This window comes from Acidithrix sp. C25, assembly GCF_904848545.2.
This window is the reverse complement of sequence record NZ_CAJHCI020000003.1, coordinates 64,827-79,773: the sequence shown is the minus strand read 5'-3', so window position 1 is coordinate 79,773 and position 14,947 is coordinate 64,827. Positions and strand designations below refer to the sequence as shown.

Annotated in this window: 9 protein-coding genes and 2 pseudogenes; 8 read left to right on the top strand and 3 right to left on the bottom strand. The window is 47.3% G+C overall.

What is annotated here, in order from left to right:
* Positions 1-853 precede the first annotated feature (853 nt).
* The 8 genes from gnd (at position 854) to ACIDITHRIX25_RS99445 (ending at position 11,863) form a co-directional block, all read left to right on the top strand.
* On the top strand, positions 854-1,873 hold the full coding sequence (gnd, locus tag ACIDITHRIX25_RS99480) for a phosphogluconate dehydrogenase (NAD(+)-dependent, decarboxylating) (RefSeq protein ID WP_052604046.1): 1,020 nt from the start codon (positions 854-856) through the stop codon (positions 1,871-1,873).
* Between the two features lie 53 nt (positions 1,874-1,926).
* Positions 1,927-2,613 carry an HAD family hydrolase gene (locus tag ACIDITHRIX25_RS99475; RefSeq protein WP_052604047.1) on the top strand — a complete coding sequence of 229 codons (687 nt, stop codon included), beginning with the start codon at positions 1,927-1,929 and terminating at the stop codon, positions 2,611-2,613.
* Positions 2,614-2,712: 99 nt separating this feature from the next.
* Positions 2,713-4,164: a glucose-6-phosphate dehydrogenase gene (gene zwf / locus ACIDITHRIX25_RS99470; protein ID WP_052604056.1), complete on the top strand. Its 1,452-nt coding sequence runs from the start codon at positions 2,713-2,715 to the stop codon at positions 4,162-4,164.
* 71 nt (positions 4,165-4,235) lie between these two features.
* Positions 4,236-5,138 (top strand): ROK family protein, encoded by a 903-nt coding sequence (locus ACIDITHRIX25_RS99465; RefSeq protein WP_052604048.1) that lies wholly within the window; start codon positions 4,236-4,238, stop codon positions 5,136-5,138.
* Between the two features lie 1,153 nt (positions 5,139-6,291).
* Positions 6,292-8,067: a matrixin family metalloprotease gene (locus ACIDITHRIX25_RS99460; protein ID WP_201731843.1), complete on the top strand. Its 1,776-nt coding sequence runs from the start codon at positions 6,292-6,294 to the stop codon at positions 8,065-8,067.
* Between the two features lie 366 nt (positions 8,068-8,433).
* Positions 8,434-9,753 (top strand): FAD-binding oxidoreductase, encoded by a 1,320-nt coding sequence (locus tag ACIDITHRIX25_RS99455; protein WP_052604057.1) that lies wholly within the window; start codon positions 8,434-8,436, stop codon positions 9,751-9,753.
* On the top strand, positions 9,754-11,325 hold the full coding sequence (locus ACIDITHRIX25_RS99450) for an acetolactate synthase large subunit (protein WP_201731842.1): 1,572 nt from the start codon (positions 9,754-9,756) through the stop codon (positions 11,323-11,325).
* A gap of 157 nt (positions 11,326-11,482) precedes the next feature.
* Positions 11,483-11,863: a DUF302 domain-containing protein gene (locus ACIDITHRIX25_RS99445; protein ID WP_160291680.1), complete on the top strand. Its 381-nt coding sequence runs from the start codon at positions 11,483-11,485 to the stop codon at positions 11,861-11,863.
* A gap of 53 nt (positions 11,864-11,916) precedes the next feature.
* Here the strand turns inward: ACIDITHRIX25_RS99445 and ACIDITHRIX25_RS99440 are convergent.
* The 3 genes and pseudogenes from ACIDITHRIX25_RS99440 to istB form a co-directional block, all read right to left on the bottom strand.
* Positions 11,917-12,757, bottom strand: a pseudogene (locus ACIDITHRIX25_RS99440) (IS1595 family transposase); the annotation flags it as partial.
* Between the two features lie 1,081 nt (positions 12,758-13,838).
* The gene (locus tag ACIDITHRIX25_RS99435) at positions 13,839-14,216 is read right to left on the bottom strand and encodes a hypothetical protein (protein ID WP_201731841.1); all 378 of its coding nucleotides are present in this window, start codon (positions 14,214-14,216) and stop codon (positions 13,839-13,841) included.
* Positions 14,213-14,940, bottom strand: a pseudogene (istB, locus tag ACIDITHRIX25_RS99430) (IS21-like element helper ATPase IstB). The gene ACIDITHRIX25_RS99435 and the pseudogene istB overlap by 4 nt, the downstream one beginning before the upstream one ends.
* Positions 14,941-14,947 lie beyond the last annotated feature (7 nt).

Genomic DNA, 14,947 nt, shown 5'->3' with positions numbered 1-14,947 from the left:
TTCATTCATCCTTACTTTACTTTGCTTCGCCGAAAGGTGCGATTAACAGGGTCTCTCACTTCCTCTTTTAGGGGCCGGTCTATCATCTTGGCTCTCATCGATTTTTTGATCCGTTCTACCTAGGCGCGCTACCATCTAGCTTCATCCTCGAAGACAGCAACTTACTCCGGTCCTATCGCGCCATATCTATCGCGCCATCTCCTTTAGTGATGAAGAGTAGAGCAAAGGATAGATTGAATCGGCCTCTAAATAAGATCTCACCCTGGCCCATATCACTGGTCGCCTAAAACAAAAAATGGCCGATAAAGGTTACCCGATTATAAAAGAGTTAACCTATCCTTTAATTCCATCCACGAATTGCAACCGTTTCAACTTCGATAAACATCGAAAGACTCACCCATCCACGGCATCTTAGGATTCATTTCTTATGCGTTGGAATCACAGGTTCAATTAGCAAAGCTCATCAGGTCTATCTCTCATAACACATCGCTTGATGAGCGATCTAATACGATAAATAGTTGTCGCCGGCCGCGACCATCACCAAATTAATAAGACATCTAGGGATAAATCCTCCTCGGTCAAGCCATAGTTTTTATCGGAGAACCACTTCGACTCGAAATTTAGGAAAAAAAACCCATATTCGCTATAGGCTTACATCTAAAGGAGTCGTACGCAAAAACAATGAGGTAACAAAGACGACACATCGCATCTTTGAAAATGACAGAGTTGGGGTAAAGTCAACGTCTACTAAGGCGGCTTATCTCATCGCACTACTCCCAAACTTCTAATTAGAGTACCGAACCTACAATTAATTTTGGTACTCATCAGCAGCTAAACGAAAGGCATTATTACTATGCAACTTGGAATGGTTGGACTAGGCAGAATGGGTGCAAACCTGGTTCGACGCTTAATGCGCGACGGACATGAGGCTGTCGTTTACGACGTCAATCCAGATGCGGTAAATGAGCTAGTCAAAGAGGGAGCGATCGGAGCAGATTCAATCGCTGACTTCGTATCTAAATTATCCACACCAAGAGCAGCTTGGATAATGGTACCTGCCGGTTCGATTACACATGATACTGTCGAAGAGTTGGCTAGTCATATGACAAAAGACGACATCATCATCGATGGAGGAAACTCCTACTATCGCGACGATATCGATCGCGCTCATCGCCTCTTCGAATTGGGCATCCATTATGTAGACGTAGGCACATCAGGAGGCGTCTGGGGCCTAGAGAGAGGCTACTGCCTGATGATCGGAGGAGAGGTAGAAACAGTAAACCACCTCAATCCAATCTTTGAAACAATAGCACCTGGCTATGATGCAGCTCCCAGAAGCGCTACCCGAGTCGGCGAGATCTCAGCAGCAGAAAAAGGATATCTCCACTGCGGCCCAAACGGAGCTGGCCACTTCGTAAAAATGGTTCATAACGGCATTGAATACGGGGCTATGGCTGCCTATGCTGAGGGATTCAACATTCTAAAAAATGCAAATATAGGAAAACATCAGCGAGATGCCGACGCTGAGACAGCTCCATTGGATCACCCAGAATATTACCAATTTGACATCAACATAGCGGACGTCGCAGAAGTATGGCGTCGCGGCAGCGTAATTGCCTCTTGGCTTTTGGATCTAACCGCCTTAGCTCTGGCTGAATCGCCAGATCTCAGTGAATTCTCCGGAAAGGTATCAGACTCCGGCGAAGGTCGCTGGACCGCTCTCGCAGCAGTGGAAGAAGGAGTTCCTGCTCCAGTCCTAACATCAGCGCTCTACTCTCGATTTGCATCACGAGACCTAGATCGATTTGGAAATCAAATCCTTTCAGCGATGCGAAAGGGATTTGGTGGCCACAATGAAAAGTCGGCTCAATAGTTACCGGTCAAATAGGGACTTGGCTTGGTCTATCCAACTCGGAAAGCAGGACGATGACAAGCGATAAAGTAGCCATTTTATTCGATATCGATGGAACTTTAATTGTGACAGATGGTGCCGGTTCTACCTCTTGGTCTATGGCGTTCAAAGAAATCTATAACATAGACGCACAAATCGATCGATATAGCGACATTGGAATGACCGACCCAGAGGTAGCTCGTCGCACCTTTGAAGCAGTCATTGGTCGAGCTCCAACAAAGGCCGAATTTTCACGACTCTTAGAACGAAGAATGCACTATCTGACCGAGAGCGTTCAAGATTCCAAAGGCTATCACGTCCTTCCTGGTGTCGAAGATCTCCTGCCAAAACTCATAGCACAAGGGTATCTACTTGGCCTGGTTACTGGCAACCTCGAAGCCGCCGCACACATAAAACTCCACAGAGCCTCGCTCAATCGATTCTTCTCCTTTGGTGGATATGGCTCTGATTCCCCAAGTCGAACCGAATTGACAATATTAGCCATGCGCCGTGCCAATGTCATATACGGAGGATCGATAACCCATGATGAATTCATCGCAATAGGCGATACTCCAAATGATATAATCGCTGCACACGAAGCCGGAATCGAGTGCATTGCGGTTGCCAGCCATAAATATGATGTAGACACCCTAAAAGCCGCTGGTGCTGACTTTGTTCTTGCAAGCCTTTTAGATGAACTACCATTCAAATTGAAGATGTGAAGCGACCTACCAAGGACGAAGAGCCAAAAACCGCATTTGAAAAGCTGCAATAACGCTTCAAAATTTTCATTCAACCCCTCGATCGATTGGGCAAAGAAGATGAAACCACAAGACCAAGTGTCAGACCAAACAGTACCTACCACGGATGCTCTATTTGTGCTCTTCGGGGCTATGGGGGATCTAGCTAAACGCAAACTCATACCGGGCCTCTACCACCTGTACTTGGCGGGTTTGATGCCCAAGGACTTTCGAATTATCGGAACCTCACCGACCGAGATCAAAATGGAAACCCAATTATTTCAAACTCACGTCCATGAATCACTCGCCAACTTTGGAAGAAAAGAGATCGAGGAGGAGTCCTTCTCTATTTTCTCCAAAAAAATCTCTTATATCCCAGCTGACACCACTGACTTCTCCAAGTTGCAAGAGGCCATTCACGCCAACAAGGCAGCGCTGAGCGAGGGCGCTAAAACCATTCTTTATCTAGCGATACCTCCCCCTGCCTTCATTCCGGTTATCGATGCACTAGGAGCGAGTGGGATCGCCAAAGAAGCTCAATTGGTGATAGAAAAGCCATTTGGATCAGACCTCGCAACCGCGAAGGAGCTCAACTCGGCCATACATCGATCATTCGACGAGGAGTCGGTCTACCGGATAGACCACTTCTTAGGGAAAGAGGCCGTCCAAAACATTCTGGCACTTCGATTCGCGAACGGGATTTTCGAGCCATCCTGGAACCATGACTCAATCGACTACGTCCAAATAGACATCCCAGAAACTCTCACGATCGAAGGCCGAGGCGCCTTCTACGAAAAGACTGGGGCGTTCCGAGACATGGTGGTAACCCACCTCTTCCAAGTCTTAGGTTTTCTGGCAATGGATCCGCCTGAGCGCTTAGATGGGATATCGCTAAACAAAGCCAAAACTAGCCTCTTTAAAGCCATGAGACCGATTACTAAAGATGACGTCATCTATGGCCAATACGCCGGATACCTTGACCAACCTGGCGTAGCTCCAAATTCATGCGTTGAGACCTTTGTTGCCTGTCGAATATGGATAGACAATGACCGCTGGGCTGGAGTACCCTTTTACTTGCGAACTGGCAAGGCAATGGCAACAGGAAGATGGCTCTTGACTCTTGGATTCAAAGTACCAGATTTGAATAGATTCCACACATCAGGCCTTTCAAACGAGCACAGCAGTCCAAATGAGCTCGTTATCGACATGGCCGACCCTGGATCAATTGAAATCAACTTTATGACAAAAAAACCTGGACCGTCATTAACGCTCGCTAGCGCATCATTGAACTTCAATTTTCTTGACAACTTCAATGTCGCCTACGAACTAGAGGCGTATGAACGTCTAATTCATGATGTTATGATAGGCGACCGAGCACTCTTCAATGAGGCCGAAGGAATCGAGACACTTTGGGAAGCCTCTGCGCCGTTGATATCGGATCCTCCCCGACCCCTAGCCTACGAGCAAGGCTCATACGGCCCACCCGAGGCACTAGAGACCCTCATAAGTCCGTATCGCTGGTACCTTCACTAAAATCTATACCACAGAGAAAATAATCCAAAAATATCAAAAGAACAACGCTTCAAAAGGGCTAGGTGGAAACTTTGAATCAAAGTAACGACGAGCTAATTCTTGGTGCCGACATTGGCGGTACGCACTTTCGAATGGGACTTTGCGATGCCAGTGGCAAACTGCTAGCTCACCAAGTTTTACCTACCGCCACATTGGCTAGCGCCCAAGAGGGCTTTACGAAGTTAGCCGACATACTTGATCCAACCAAAAAGGCAAAATCCTTTGTCGTTGGTGTACCCGGGGTGGTTGACTATCGCGAGTCCAAAGCCATCTTTGCCCCAAATCTGCCACAAAACTTCATACCGGAGCTAAGCGGTGAAAAGATTGCCAAATTGCTCGGACGCGAGGTCTTGTTGGTGAATGATGCTGACCTAGCAGCCATCGGCGAGGCGCACTTTGGAGCTGGTCGGACTAAAGAATCCATGTCATATGTAACCATTTCAACTGGTATTGGAGCCGCTGTAACCGTAGATAAAAAGCTGATCCGAACGCGATATTCCATAGCTGAACTAGGTCACAGCTTTATAGACGCCTCCGATGCGCTAGCAAATGGTCGGGGCTCGGTTGAATATCTAGCTTCGGGAACCGCGCTAGCACGAACCGCGAAAGAGGCCGGTCTCAGCCTCACAAACCAACAACTGGTGGTAGCCGCTCAAGCCGGCGAGCCAAATGCCTTACTAATTGTCAAAGAGATGGCACACAATGTCGGAGTAGCACTTGCTAACATGGTTCATCTATTTTCCATAGAGTCGCTTGTCCTTGGCGGGGGTGTAATCCTCTCTGGAGACTTCATCTTCAACTTAGTGGAGGAATCATTTCAAGAATTAAAGCCAAGTTATCTAGAGGTAGAAGTAGCCAAAGCAGAATTAGGAGATGACGCTGCGCTGCGGGGATGCGCCGCAGCAATCGCCGCTTTCACATCACCATCTGGATAGAGTCGATCCTCGCCAATTGATAATGAGAGACGTGACAACTCCTGCCATGGGGACCGTCTCTCCAGTACACCTAGTCTTCGCCTCCTAGCTCATTTAGCCTCCATAAGTGACCTTTTTACATAAAATAAAACAACAACCGACCAATGACATGGTTATTCCTTGGTGCCGTTTTCTTTCGATGTGAGCACTCATGGGAGACATAAAGGAGCATGAACCTTCTCAAAAGATTGGGGCCATGCGATCCGTAACCCAATATAAGCCACCTAGCGACTTAGAGGACGACCATAATTTTTAGGCAATTTCATTGCCAAAAATCAATCTATACAACGTGCAACGTTCTCGCAAATATTAAGTGAATCAATTATTGCGATAGTCATAATCGTTATGATCTTCAAACCGCATTTACACTAAACCTTATGAATCCACGTGCTTTCATTTCCAAATCATAAAACCTACCATTGCCCTTACACCTAGGGACTTCACCCAACCGCAGTAAGACTAAGCCACGACTAGGGTCAAAAAAGCGTCGCAATTTGAGCGCTACTCAAAAGTTGGGAATCTATTAGGAAGCTTGCGATACTTTGGGCATCGATATCTCGACGATCGACCACACTCCTGGCACACCCAATGGCCCTTGCGTACATATCATAGGTAAATTTATAGATTTACCTCCTGAGTTATTCTTCTTATTTGAATAATGATCCGTAAGGAAAAATCATCACCCAACTGGCAACTGCAATGGCATAGGGTAGCAATGAATCGGATCTTAATCTTCAAAAAGAGAATCGACTCATTAGACATAGTCGACTTTGAATTGCACTAACTTGCTGAACCTAGTAACAAGGCGCAACGATCTTCGTCGTAAAAAGCGATCGAAGTCACCCGAAAAAGTCGTCGATTGTACCAGAATCAACGCTTTTGTAAAAAGTCACGCGCAAAACCACATAGACCACTCAAAGCATTCAGATTCCAGAGTCTAACGCGACTAAAACCACATTGGGTTGTATGAAAAACCATAGCTTCCATAACCAATCCAAAATCAGTCATCTCCCAAACGCAATATAACACCAGTTCAAAGGCACTAAATGACCCCTGCCTCCAATAAAATTCCCAAAATCCTAAAGAACAGATGAGAAGTTGCGATATAGAATACATGAGCAAAACCTCACTCTCCGTAATAAAGTCACGAAATATAGTGAAGCGACCGAACTTCCGTATCGCTAGCGTGGCGGTCGCCACGGCATCACTCTCATTGGTAGGCATGTTCGCAACTAGCAATGCACCGGCAAAAACTACTATTACACACACTTCTCTCATGGGGATGCTCGATCCGAGCGCAATCAGTGGAGCTGTCTCAATCGCCCCTGCTCCAAATGGTACCGGATATTGGATCACCAATGCCCAAGGCCAGGTCTCCTCATATGGCGCAGTAACGTCATATGGAGACATGTCAGGTACCAAGCTTAATCAACCAGTCGTGGGCATTGCCGCTACGCCAGATGGTAAGGGCTATTGGTTAGTGGCGGCTGATGGTGGAATCTTCACCTTTGGTGACGCAGGCTTTTATGGATCTACGGGCGGAATGCACCTCTTCAGGAAGATAGTGGCCATGGTGGCCACCCCAGATGGCAAAGGATATTGGTTATTAGCGGCCGATGGTGGAATCTTCACCTTTGGTGACGCAGGCTTTTATGGATCTACGGGCGGAATCGCTCTCAATAGCCCAATCGTAGGAATGGCCGCCACCCCAGATGGTAAGGGCTATTGGTTAGTGGCGGCTGATGGTGGAATCTTCACCTTTGGTGACGCGGGCTTTTATGGATCCGCTGGGGCGTTAAAGTTAAATAGACCTATCGTGGGAATGGCCGCCACCCCAGATGGTAAGGGCTATTGGTTAGTGGCGGCTGATGGTGGAATCTTCACCTTTGGTGACGCGGGCTTTTATGGATCTGCTGCCAATGCTGGCGCATCTTCGCCCATTATGGGAATATCACCAACCAGTGGTGGAACTGGCTATTGGGTGGTTACTCAAACTGGCCAAGCCTTCTCCTTTAGCTCCTCGAACGCTCCAGCTCCAGCTCCAGCTCCAGCTCCAGCTAATGTAAGCTTGACGCCGACAGCCGTTGTCCTGCCATCACCGATCAACTGCAAAACCGTAGCAACCGAGAACAATTGCATGCCTTCTAACCTTCCTTCGGGAACTTGGAATTCATTTGGCCTAACGTCTAACAACAGTGTCTATCCGACACTTGGCTCCATATGGCAAACCGAACCAAACGATGAAAACATTCCGGCCCTGCCCCCAACGTGGGCTCCGATGTTTGAGATTGGCACCAGTTCACATTCGCCTACGGCGGTTCCTGTCCGCTGGAACCCCTGCCAAGTGATTCATCCTTATATAGATATGACCGATGATCCCACCGCAGGACCAACCACACCTGCCGAGCAAGCTTCTGCAACGGCAATGGTCCAAGACGCCTTAGCTCAGGTAGCCGCTGCCACTGGCCTTAGCTTTGCACCCCTACAAACCACCACGGCTTATTCAAATTCTTCGCTACCCTATGGCTCAATCCTCTTTAGTTGGCCATCAATTGCTCACCTACAGGCTCAAATCGGCTCCACCTACCAATTGAGTCCGAACTACCTTGGCTTTGGCGGTCCCGTAGCAGAGACAACTTCATCAGGAATAACACTTTACGTATCTGGCATCGTAGAGCTAAACAACGAAAGCTGGTTGAACCTATCGTCATCAACCCAACAGTCACTCCTGCTTCACGAACTCGGCCATGCTATCGGTTTGGACCATAGCAGCTCCCCCCAGAATGTAATGTACCCCTATGACAACGGTGTAACTTCCTACTCCACCGGAGATCTTAGCGGTCTAGCAAACCTCGGACTTGCCCGAGGTTGCCTTCCATCTGCATATTAAAGATGGAACTCCCAGACAAAGAAGATTTACAGAAGAATTCAATACCTCAAGTTATAGATTGATCTATCGCACAAGGCTCTTGGCATTCCACCAAGAGCCTTGTGCGTATCAAAATCCCAAAAAGTCCCATCTCATGCCGCTATCTCACAAATCGAAGTAACTATAGACTCTGGCAATTACCTGGGCATCTCAGCGAACCAACAAACCATAAGCATCAAAGATAGATAGATCTGAGCTGGAAGTCAAAATTACGATTCCGTGCGAAAACTCGACTCTGTACGTGTTACATTTACCGATATGGCCTCTTTGCAATCCATTGATCCTTTAGTTACGAAACTCCGCGAGATACTCAGAGACGATTGCTTAATGGTTGAAGACGCGATCTCAATAGATTATTTCCACGATGAGAGCCTTGGAACGACTCCAGTTCCACCTCGATGCCTGGTATATGTGACCTCAACTCTTGAATGCGCGCAAGTCATCGCGACAGCAAACGACCTCAAAGTCCCAGTTACAGCTCGAGGAAGTGGCAGTGGTCTTAGCGGAGGAGCGCTCCCAATTCAGGGTGGTATCGTAATCTCGTTCGAAAAAATGAATCAGATTCTAGAGATTGATACTCAAAACCACACTGCAACTCTCGAAGCTGGGGTAACCCTGGAACAACTTGAGTTATCCCTCGCCGAAGTGGGCTTTGTCTATCCGGTATATCCTGGCGAAATGTCCGCGACCATAGGTGGTAACGTTGCTACGAATGCGGGCGGAATGAGAGCTGTCAAATACGGCGTAACTCGTCATAACGTCCTGGGTGTTGAATTTGTGACTGCAACTGGGGATGTAATTTCTAGCGGTGGAAAATTCGTCAAATCATCATCTGGCTATGACCTAACACAACTTGTAATCGGATCCGAAGGAACGTTAGCCCTCGTAACGAAGGTTATAGTCGCCATTACGCCAATACCACAGGCCTCAGTGACATTGCTGATCCCCTTTGACAAACTCTCGTCTATCTCAGTGGCTATACCTGAAATACTTAGATCCAATTGCACACCTTCAATACTCGAATACGTAGATGCCGTGGGGTTGAAGGTAATGGCATCTAGGGAAGGGCTCGACTTAGGGTTGCCAAAAGCCATCCAAGATGAGGCTCGTGCCTATTTAATTTGCATGCTCGAAGAAGCAGACCCAGAGGGCCTCGAAAAACAACAGCTGATCATATCAAACCAAATGATTGAAAATGGGGCTCTGGACGTCTATGAGCTGTCCAAAAGTCAGGCACTGCGCCTTTTACGGGTCCGAGAAGCAGCATTCTGGGTTACAAAAGAACTTGGCGCGACCGATATAGTAGATATCGTCGTGCCAAGAGCACAAATTCCAAACTTCATGGATCAGATAGACCTAATAGCCCAAGAATATGGAACGATTATTAGCGCAGTTGGTCACGCAGGCGATGGCAATATCCATCTCTCGATATTTGAAAACGACCATGCCATCAAAGGATCAATCATGTCGAAACTTTATCGAATTGGACTCGACTTAGGTGGCGCTATCTCCGCTGAACACGGTATCGGAACTGCTAAACGTCCATATTTCCTGGATCTAGAAGATCCAACAAAACTAGAACTAATGCGACGAATAAAGTACGCATTCGATCCCAACGGGATCCTAAACCCGGGAAAGGTCCTTTAAATGAACGGTGCCGAATCACTCCTAAACACCCTTGTAGCTAACAAAGTCGAGGTCTGCTTTACCAATCCAGGCACCTCTGAGATGCACTTTGTGGCCGCTTTAGATAGGGTACCCAAGATGCGAGGCGTTCTATGCCTCTTTGAAGGCGTAGCCAGTGGGGCCGCCGACGGATATGGGAGAATCGCCAAAAGACCTGCGTCAACCCTTCTTCATCTTGGCCCAGGCATGGGAAATGCTCTCGCCAACTTCCACAATGCACGCAGAGCAAAGACTCCGATAATTAACGTCGTTGGCGATCACGCAACCACCCACTTAGCCTATGACGCTCCCTTGACTAGTGACATCGAAGGAATTGCAAAGTCATTTTCAAAATTTGTAGTCACGCCCAAAACGCCGAACCAAGTAGAACCGGCCGCACAATTAGCCCTCCAAGCTGCGACCATGGATCAACGTGGAATCGCGACTGTCATAGTTCCAGCCGATGCCAGCTGGAATGAGCTCACGCCAGAAAAATCGATGGACTTTGGGAGGGAACTTTGGAACAAAGAGGTCGAGACAATCGAGACGATCGGCTTTACCGAGATGAAAGCACTCCTAGAACGTGGCAACGAAACAATGCTGCTGCTAGGCGGCCAAGCACTTAGCGCTGGGGGGCTTAGGTCAATTTCAAAGATTCTTTCCCTATACAATGTCTCCATATTGGCAGAGACTTTTCCCTCGGTCCTCGAACGCGGAGGGGACCTTCTCTCCATCGACCGCCTAGCATATCTGGGCGAAATGGCTGTCGCACAACTTGCTAACGCTAGTCACGTAATCACAATCGACGCAAACGAGCCCGTCTCCTTCTTCGCCTATCCCAATACACCAAGTCAACTAGCTCCAGCGAACGCGACGGTGCACCATTTTATAGCTCCCAATGAAAACTTGTTAGAAAAGCTAGACGCGTTGTGTGACTATTTAGGGGCAAAGACCCCACTTGCCAAGGTTGCCTATCAAACTCCAGAACTTCCCGACGGGGATCTTACGGGAACAAAAGCAGCCCAAACCATAGGCGCGCTGTTAAGGGAAGGTACGATAGTAGTTGACGAATCAAATACCTCAGGTCTCTTTCTGCCATCCTTTACCAAAGGCGCACCTGCCCACAGGTGGCTGACCTTGACCGGAGGCGCAATTGGCCAGGGCCTTCCATTGGCGACCGGAGCAGCCGTAGCAGACCCAAATTCTCGAGTACTTTGCCTTGAGGCTGATGGTTCTGCGATCTACACATTTCAAGCGCTTTGGAGCCAAACCCGCGAAAAGCTAAACGTTACAACGGTCCTATTTAATAACCAAAGCTACGCCATCCTTGAACTCGAATTGGCCAAGGTCGGAGCGCTAGAGTCCAGTCCCAGCGCGCGAGCCATGTTGGAGCTCAAACCTCCTTCCATCAGTTTTAGCCAACTCGCCCAAGCAATGGGGGTAGAGTCGCTAACAGTTCGAACCGTATCCGAACTCGCAAAAGCTATCACCCACTCCTTTGACAGCGTTGGGCCATTTTTGATTGAAGCGATTCTTCCGCCTGGCATCTCCTGATCTCGAAATATTACTAACTAACTGGTATTAACTATTTTCAACCGCGCACTTCGGCCAAACCCACCGTTTGAGGTGAAACTTTTTATTCGAATAAATGAGGTCTACGATTGGTTTAGTAAAGCAAGCTTCAAAAAACCTTCAACGAAAGCAGAAAAAGATGGCCGAACTTCAAAAGATAGTCCGTGGAACCATGGAGCAAGTGGAGGCCGAGGTGCGTATTGCCCTCTCAAAATCAGGTTTCGGCGTTCTCACTGAGATCGACATATCTGCTACATTAAAAGAGAAACTAGGAGTCCAGAGGCCCCCTATGAAAGTCTTAGGCGCCTGCAATCCAAAACTTATAAACCAAGCTTTAGAGATCGACACCTCCGTCGCGCTTTACGTACCTTGCAATGTTGTATTAGAAGAAGTTACCGAGGGGATTCAAATCACGGGGTTGGACCCACTAAAGATCATGTCAACCCCAGAGTTGGAGACCCTTGGAAGTCAAGCTCGGACTCTTTTGGAGGATGCGATCACATCTGTTATTGGCTCTTGACCATATAATCACTTGACCACACATTAAAGAGATGCCATTTTGAATCATACTTATCAAGTTTCGTAAGCAAGAGCCATTTTGGAATCAGATTCGCGGAGTAGCGGATGTGGAGACGCAAACACACATGTATTGAGAAGTCGCTCTACCAAGGACATTTCAAAGTGCCTTGCGTTGAATCGGTATGCGAATTCCTCGAGGCATAAGTTGCTTATGTTCTTGGTGAGTCCGTGGTAGGTTCCGTCGATAAATTTCTTGGAGTTTACAATTGAGGATCTTGAGCCATTTGAATGTTACATGTGATTGTTCGTCTTTGGATAAAGTGACTAAAATGCGCTAGTCCAAGGTCTTTCAGCACATACCCCGTAACTTGGGTTACCATCACTTATCAGCTTGGTATTAGAATCTAAACGTCTCACAAAAACATCTTTGGGTGATTTAGCAGTGGTATCTTTGATTACTTCCATGAAGCAATGAGTAGGAGCACCATTGCTAATCGATACTCCAATTAGAACATTGGTTTGTTTTGTTCCCTTTCCTCGTTAGCCTTCGCCATGGCTCTCACCACCTAAAAAGAACTCATCTACTCAGGCGTTTTCTCCAAGTTTGTATAAACCATCTCGGTCAGCCGGTACGCTCAGCCATTACGCTCAGCCATTACGCTCAGCTATTGCCTTAGGTAGCTTATTTAGCATCAACCAGCCAGTCGAATAAGATACTTGAACGAATTTAGCAAGGGCTCTGATGGCTGGGGGAGGTAGTAGCTGAAAGACCACGCTTGTCGTTGGACAATAGATAGATAGCAGAAAACCACTAGGAAAAAGAGATATGACTTCGATGAAAGATAGTCCCGGAGGTAACGCTAGTTTGACGTCGACAAGATTTACATTGAAAAAGTGTGTTACTGGCCATTGAGAACTGCAAGTTGGTGGACACGAAGAATGCATACAAGTGGCCATCACTTTTGCACATTTTACCACAGCTCGCGTTTATCTGAGGCCGCTTTTTTTACTATTACAGTAGCTATTTCATTCGGTCCTTCTATGGGCATTTCTTGTCGAGGAGGTGAAATAATGTAACCTTTGGTCGCAAAGGTCTATTAACTACTCCAACTTGCATCCAAGAGGAGTTAATTGTCGATTAGATGAAAGTGCTCCATCGAGGCGCAGTGTGATTTTTAGATAGGGTTGAGATTTCGTTGAGGGCGACTTGGAAAAGATCTCTTTATTATTCTTTTTTATGGGTAGTAGCTACAGGTTGAAAGAGCCTCGTGGGCGAAGATCGTTGGATTGTGCGTAAACGCGAAGCGTTTTCCACATTTCAACTTTCGTTTGCGTAGCAATCGTCCACAACTCAATAACCCCCATTACGTTCCTGGATAGGTGGAGGTTCTAGATTCTAGATTCTAGAGAACTAGCGAGTATTGACGGCACCGCAAGTTACCCAAGCCAACCAAGAGGCTCCATCGTGAACCCCAATGGCCCGTTACGCGACGATAGAGCGACGATAGGTTTGCTTGCAATCGAACAAATTGGCCCCATCAGCTCTTGGGCATGAAGTTGACATGGCGAATCAGTTGACATGGCGAATCAATGAGATCGTGGAACATTCGCGACAAGGGTTGGATCCCGTGGGCTTTGTCTATATGGTGACGATTCGCTATCCTTGTTGGTTCTCTTTGGTCAAGAGCTAAGACATATCGTCATTAGTTCTCTAAAGTGTGGGGTCTAAAGCGTGAGATCCATGTGTGGTCATTTGATTCATGAGGAACGGAGATTTCTCCGAGTCTGGTGACAGTAGGGCACCAGCAGCTATCAATCGAGAAACCGAATGGATATATCAATCGTCCTGATAGTCGCCGATATAGATAGAGCACTACACGGATAGAGTCCTATATAGATAGAGCCCAACCAAGGACTATGTTAGGCCTTGGTTGGGCTCTTATTTGATTATTACTGGGTTTCTAAGAGTGTTATCTCTATATCTCTCCCATGAGTTCGCCTACTGCGAGAGGCTCGTCGCAGTGAGGGCACAGCCCGCCAATGCCAACGCGAGTCATGAAGACTCCACAATCGCTACAGCGTTGTATGCCGAGTTCGTGCACTCCACAAGAAGGACACTCATAGATACTGATATTTCGACGAGGTTTACTTATTCCAACTATGGCATTGCTCACCAATCCTTGATGGCGTCTTCGATAGGCTCTATGTTTACAAGTTGCCGAACAATAGATGCGTCGACCGATTGAGACAAATTGACCTCCACAGATAGGACAGGACTTCTTTAGAGAGGGATCATCTAACGCCTCTCTATCGTTGTGATAGGAGGGATCATCTAACGCTGGTCTCTGGCTCATAGTGGCACCACACCTTTACCCGAAAGAGCTTGGCTAAGGCGAATAGAGTCTCCTTTGGTTTCTATGAGATGGCCATGATGAGCCAGACGATCAACAAGTGCTGCAGCGAGAGATCTAGGCGTGATGATCTCGTCGAAGGACGCTATAGGGTAATTCGAGGTCACAATCATTGAAGTCTTCTCATAACAAGCATCGACCGCCCGATAGAGAGACTCTGATTCCATAGAGTTCATAGGAAGTATTCCTAGGTCGTCAATGACAATCAAATCCATTCTCATCAATTTGAGCATCATCTTCGCCAAGGTGTCAGTGGCCTTAGCTATATCCATATAACGACACAGAGTTTCAGGGGTGTACCAAGCTACCCTGAAACCTGCTTCGATTCCAGCACTTGCAAGTGCCTCCGCCAGAAAGCTCTTACCCGTTCCAGGAGGACCAAGAACCAGTAAGTTCTCTTTAGTCTTACCCACTCCAAGTTGGACAATCCCATAATGGTTCTATTTGGAATCGATGATATGGATGAGTCAAACCCCTCTAGGGTTCGATTGGAGGGGAGATTCGCTGCTATGCGGCGAATCTCTAACGTAGAAGCATTTCTGCCTTTTAGCTCGATTTCCAATAGCAGCCGGATCATCTCCATGGGATCCCATCGCTGTGCTCGGGCCGAAAGAGCTAAATCATAGTAGCTCCGCCTAATATGAGGAAGCCTAAGACGCTTGGTCATAGCTTCG

Excerpts from the sequence above, each read along its gene's own strand:
- gnd (WP_052604046.1), top strand. The coding sequence starts at position 854 with ATGCAACTTGGAATGGTTGGACTAGGCAGAATGGGTGCAAACCTGGTT.
- ACIDITHRIX25_RS99475 (WP_052604047.1), top strand. The coding sequence starts at position 1,927 with ATGACAAGCGATAAAGTAGCCATTTTATTCGATATCGATGGAACTTTA.
- zwf (WP_052604056.1), top strand. The coding sequence starts at position 2,713 with ATGAAACCACAAGACCAAGTGTCAGACCAAACAGTACCTACCACGGAT.
- ACIDITHRIX25_RS99460 (WP_201731843.1), top strand. The coding sequence starts at position 6,292 with ATGAGCAAAACCTCACTCTCCGTAATAAAGTCACGAAATATAGTGAAG.
- ACIDITHRIX25_RS99455 (WP_052604057.1), top strand. The coding sequence starts at position 8,434 with ATGGTTGAAGACGCGATCTCAATAGATTATTTCCACGATGAGAGCCTT.
- ACIDITHRIX25_RS99450 (WP_201731842.1), top strand. The coding sequence starts at position 9,754 with ATGAACGGTGCCGAATCACTCCTAAACACCCTTGTAGCTAACAAAGTC.
- ACIDITHRIX25_RS99445 (WP_160291680.1), top strand. The coding sequence starts at position 11,483 with ATGGCCGAACTTCAAAAGATAGTCCGTGGAACCATGGAGCAAGTGGAG.
- ACIDITHRIX25_RS99435 (WP_201731841.1), bottom strand. The coding sequence starts at position 14,216 with ATGAGCCAGAGACCAGCGTTAGATGATCCCTCCTATCACAACGATAGA.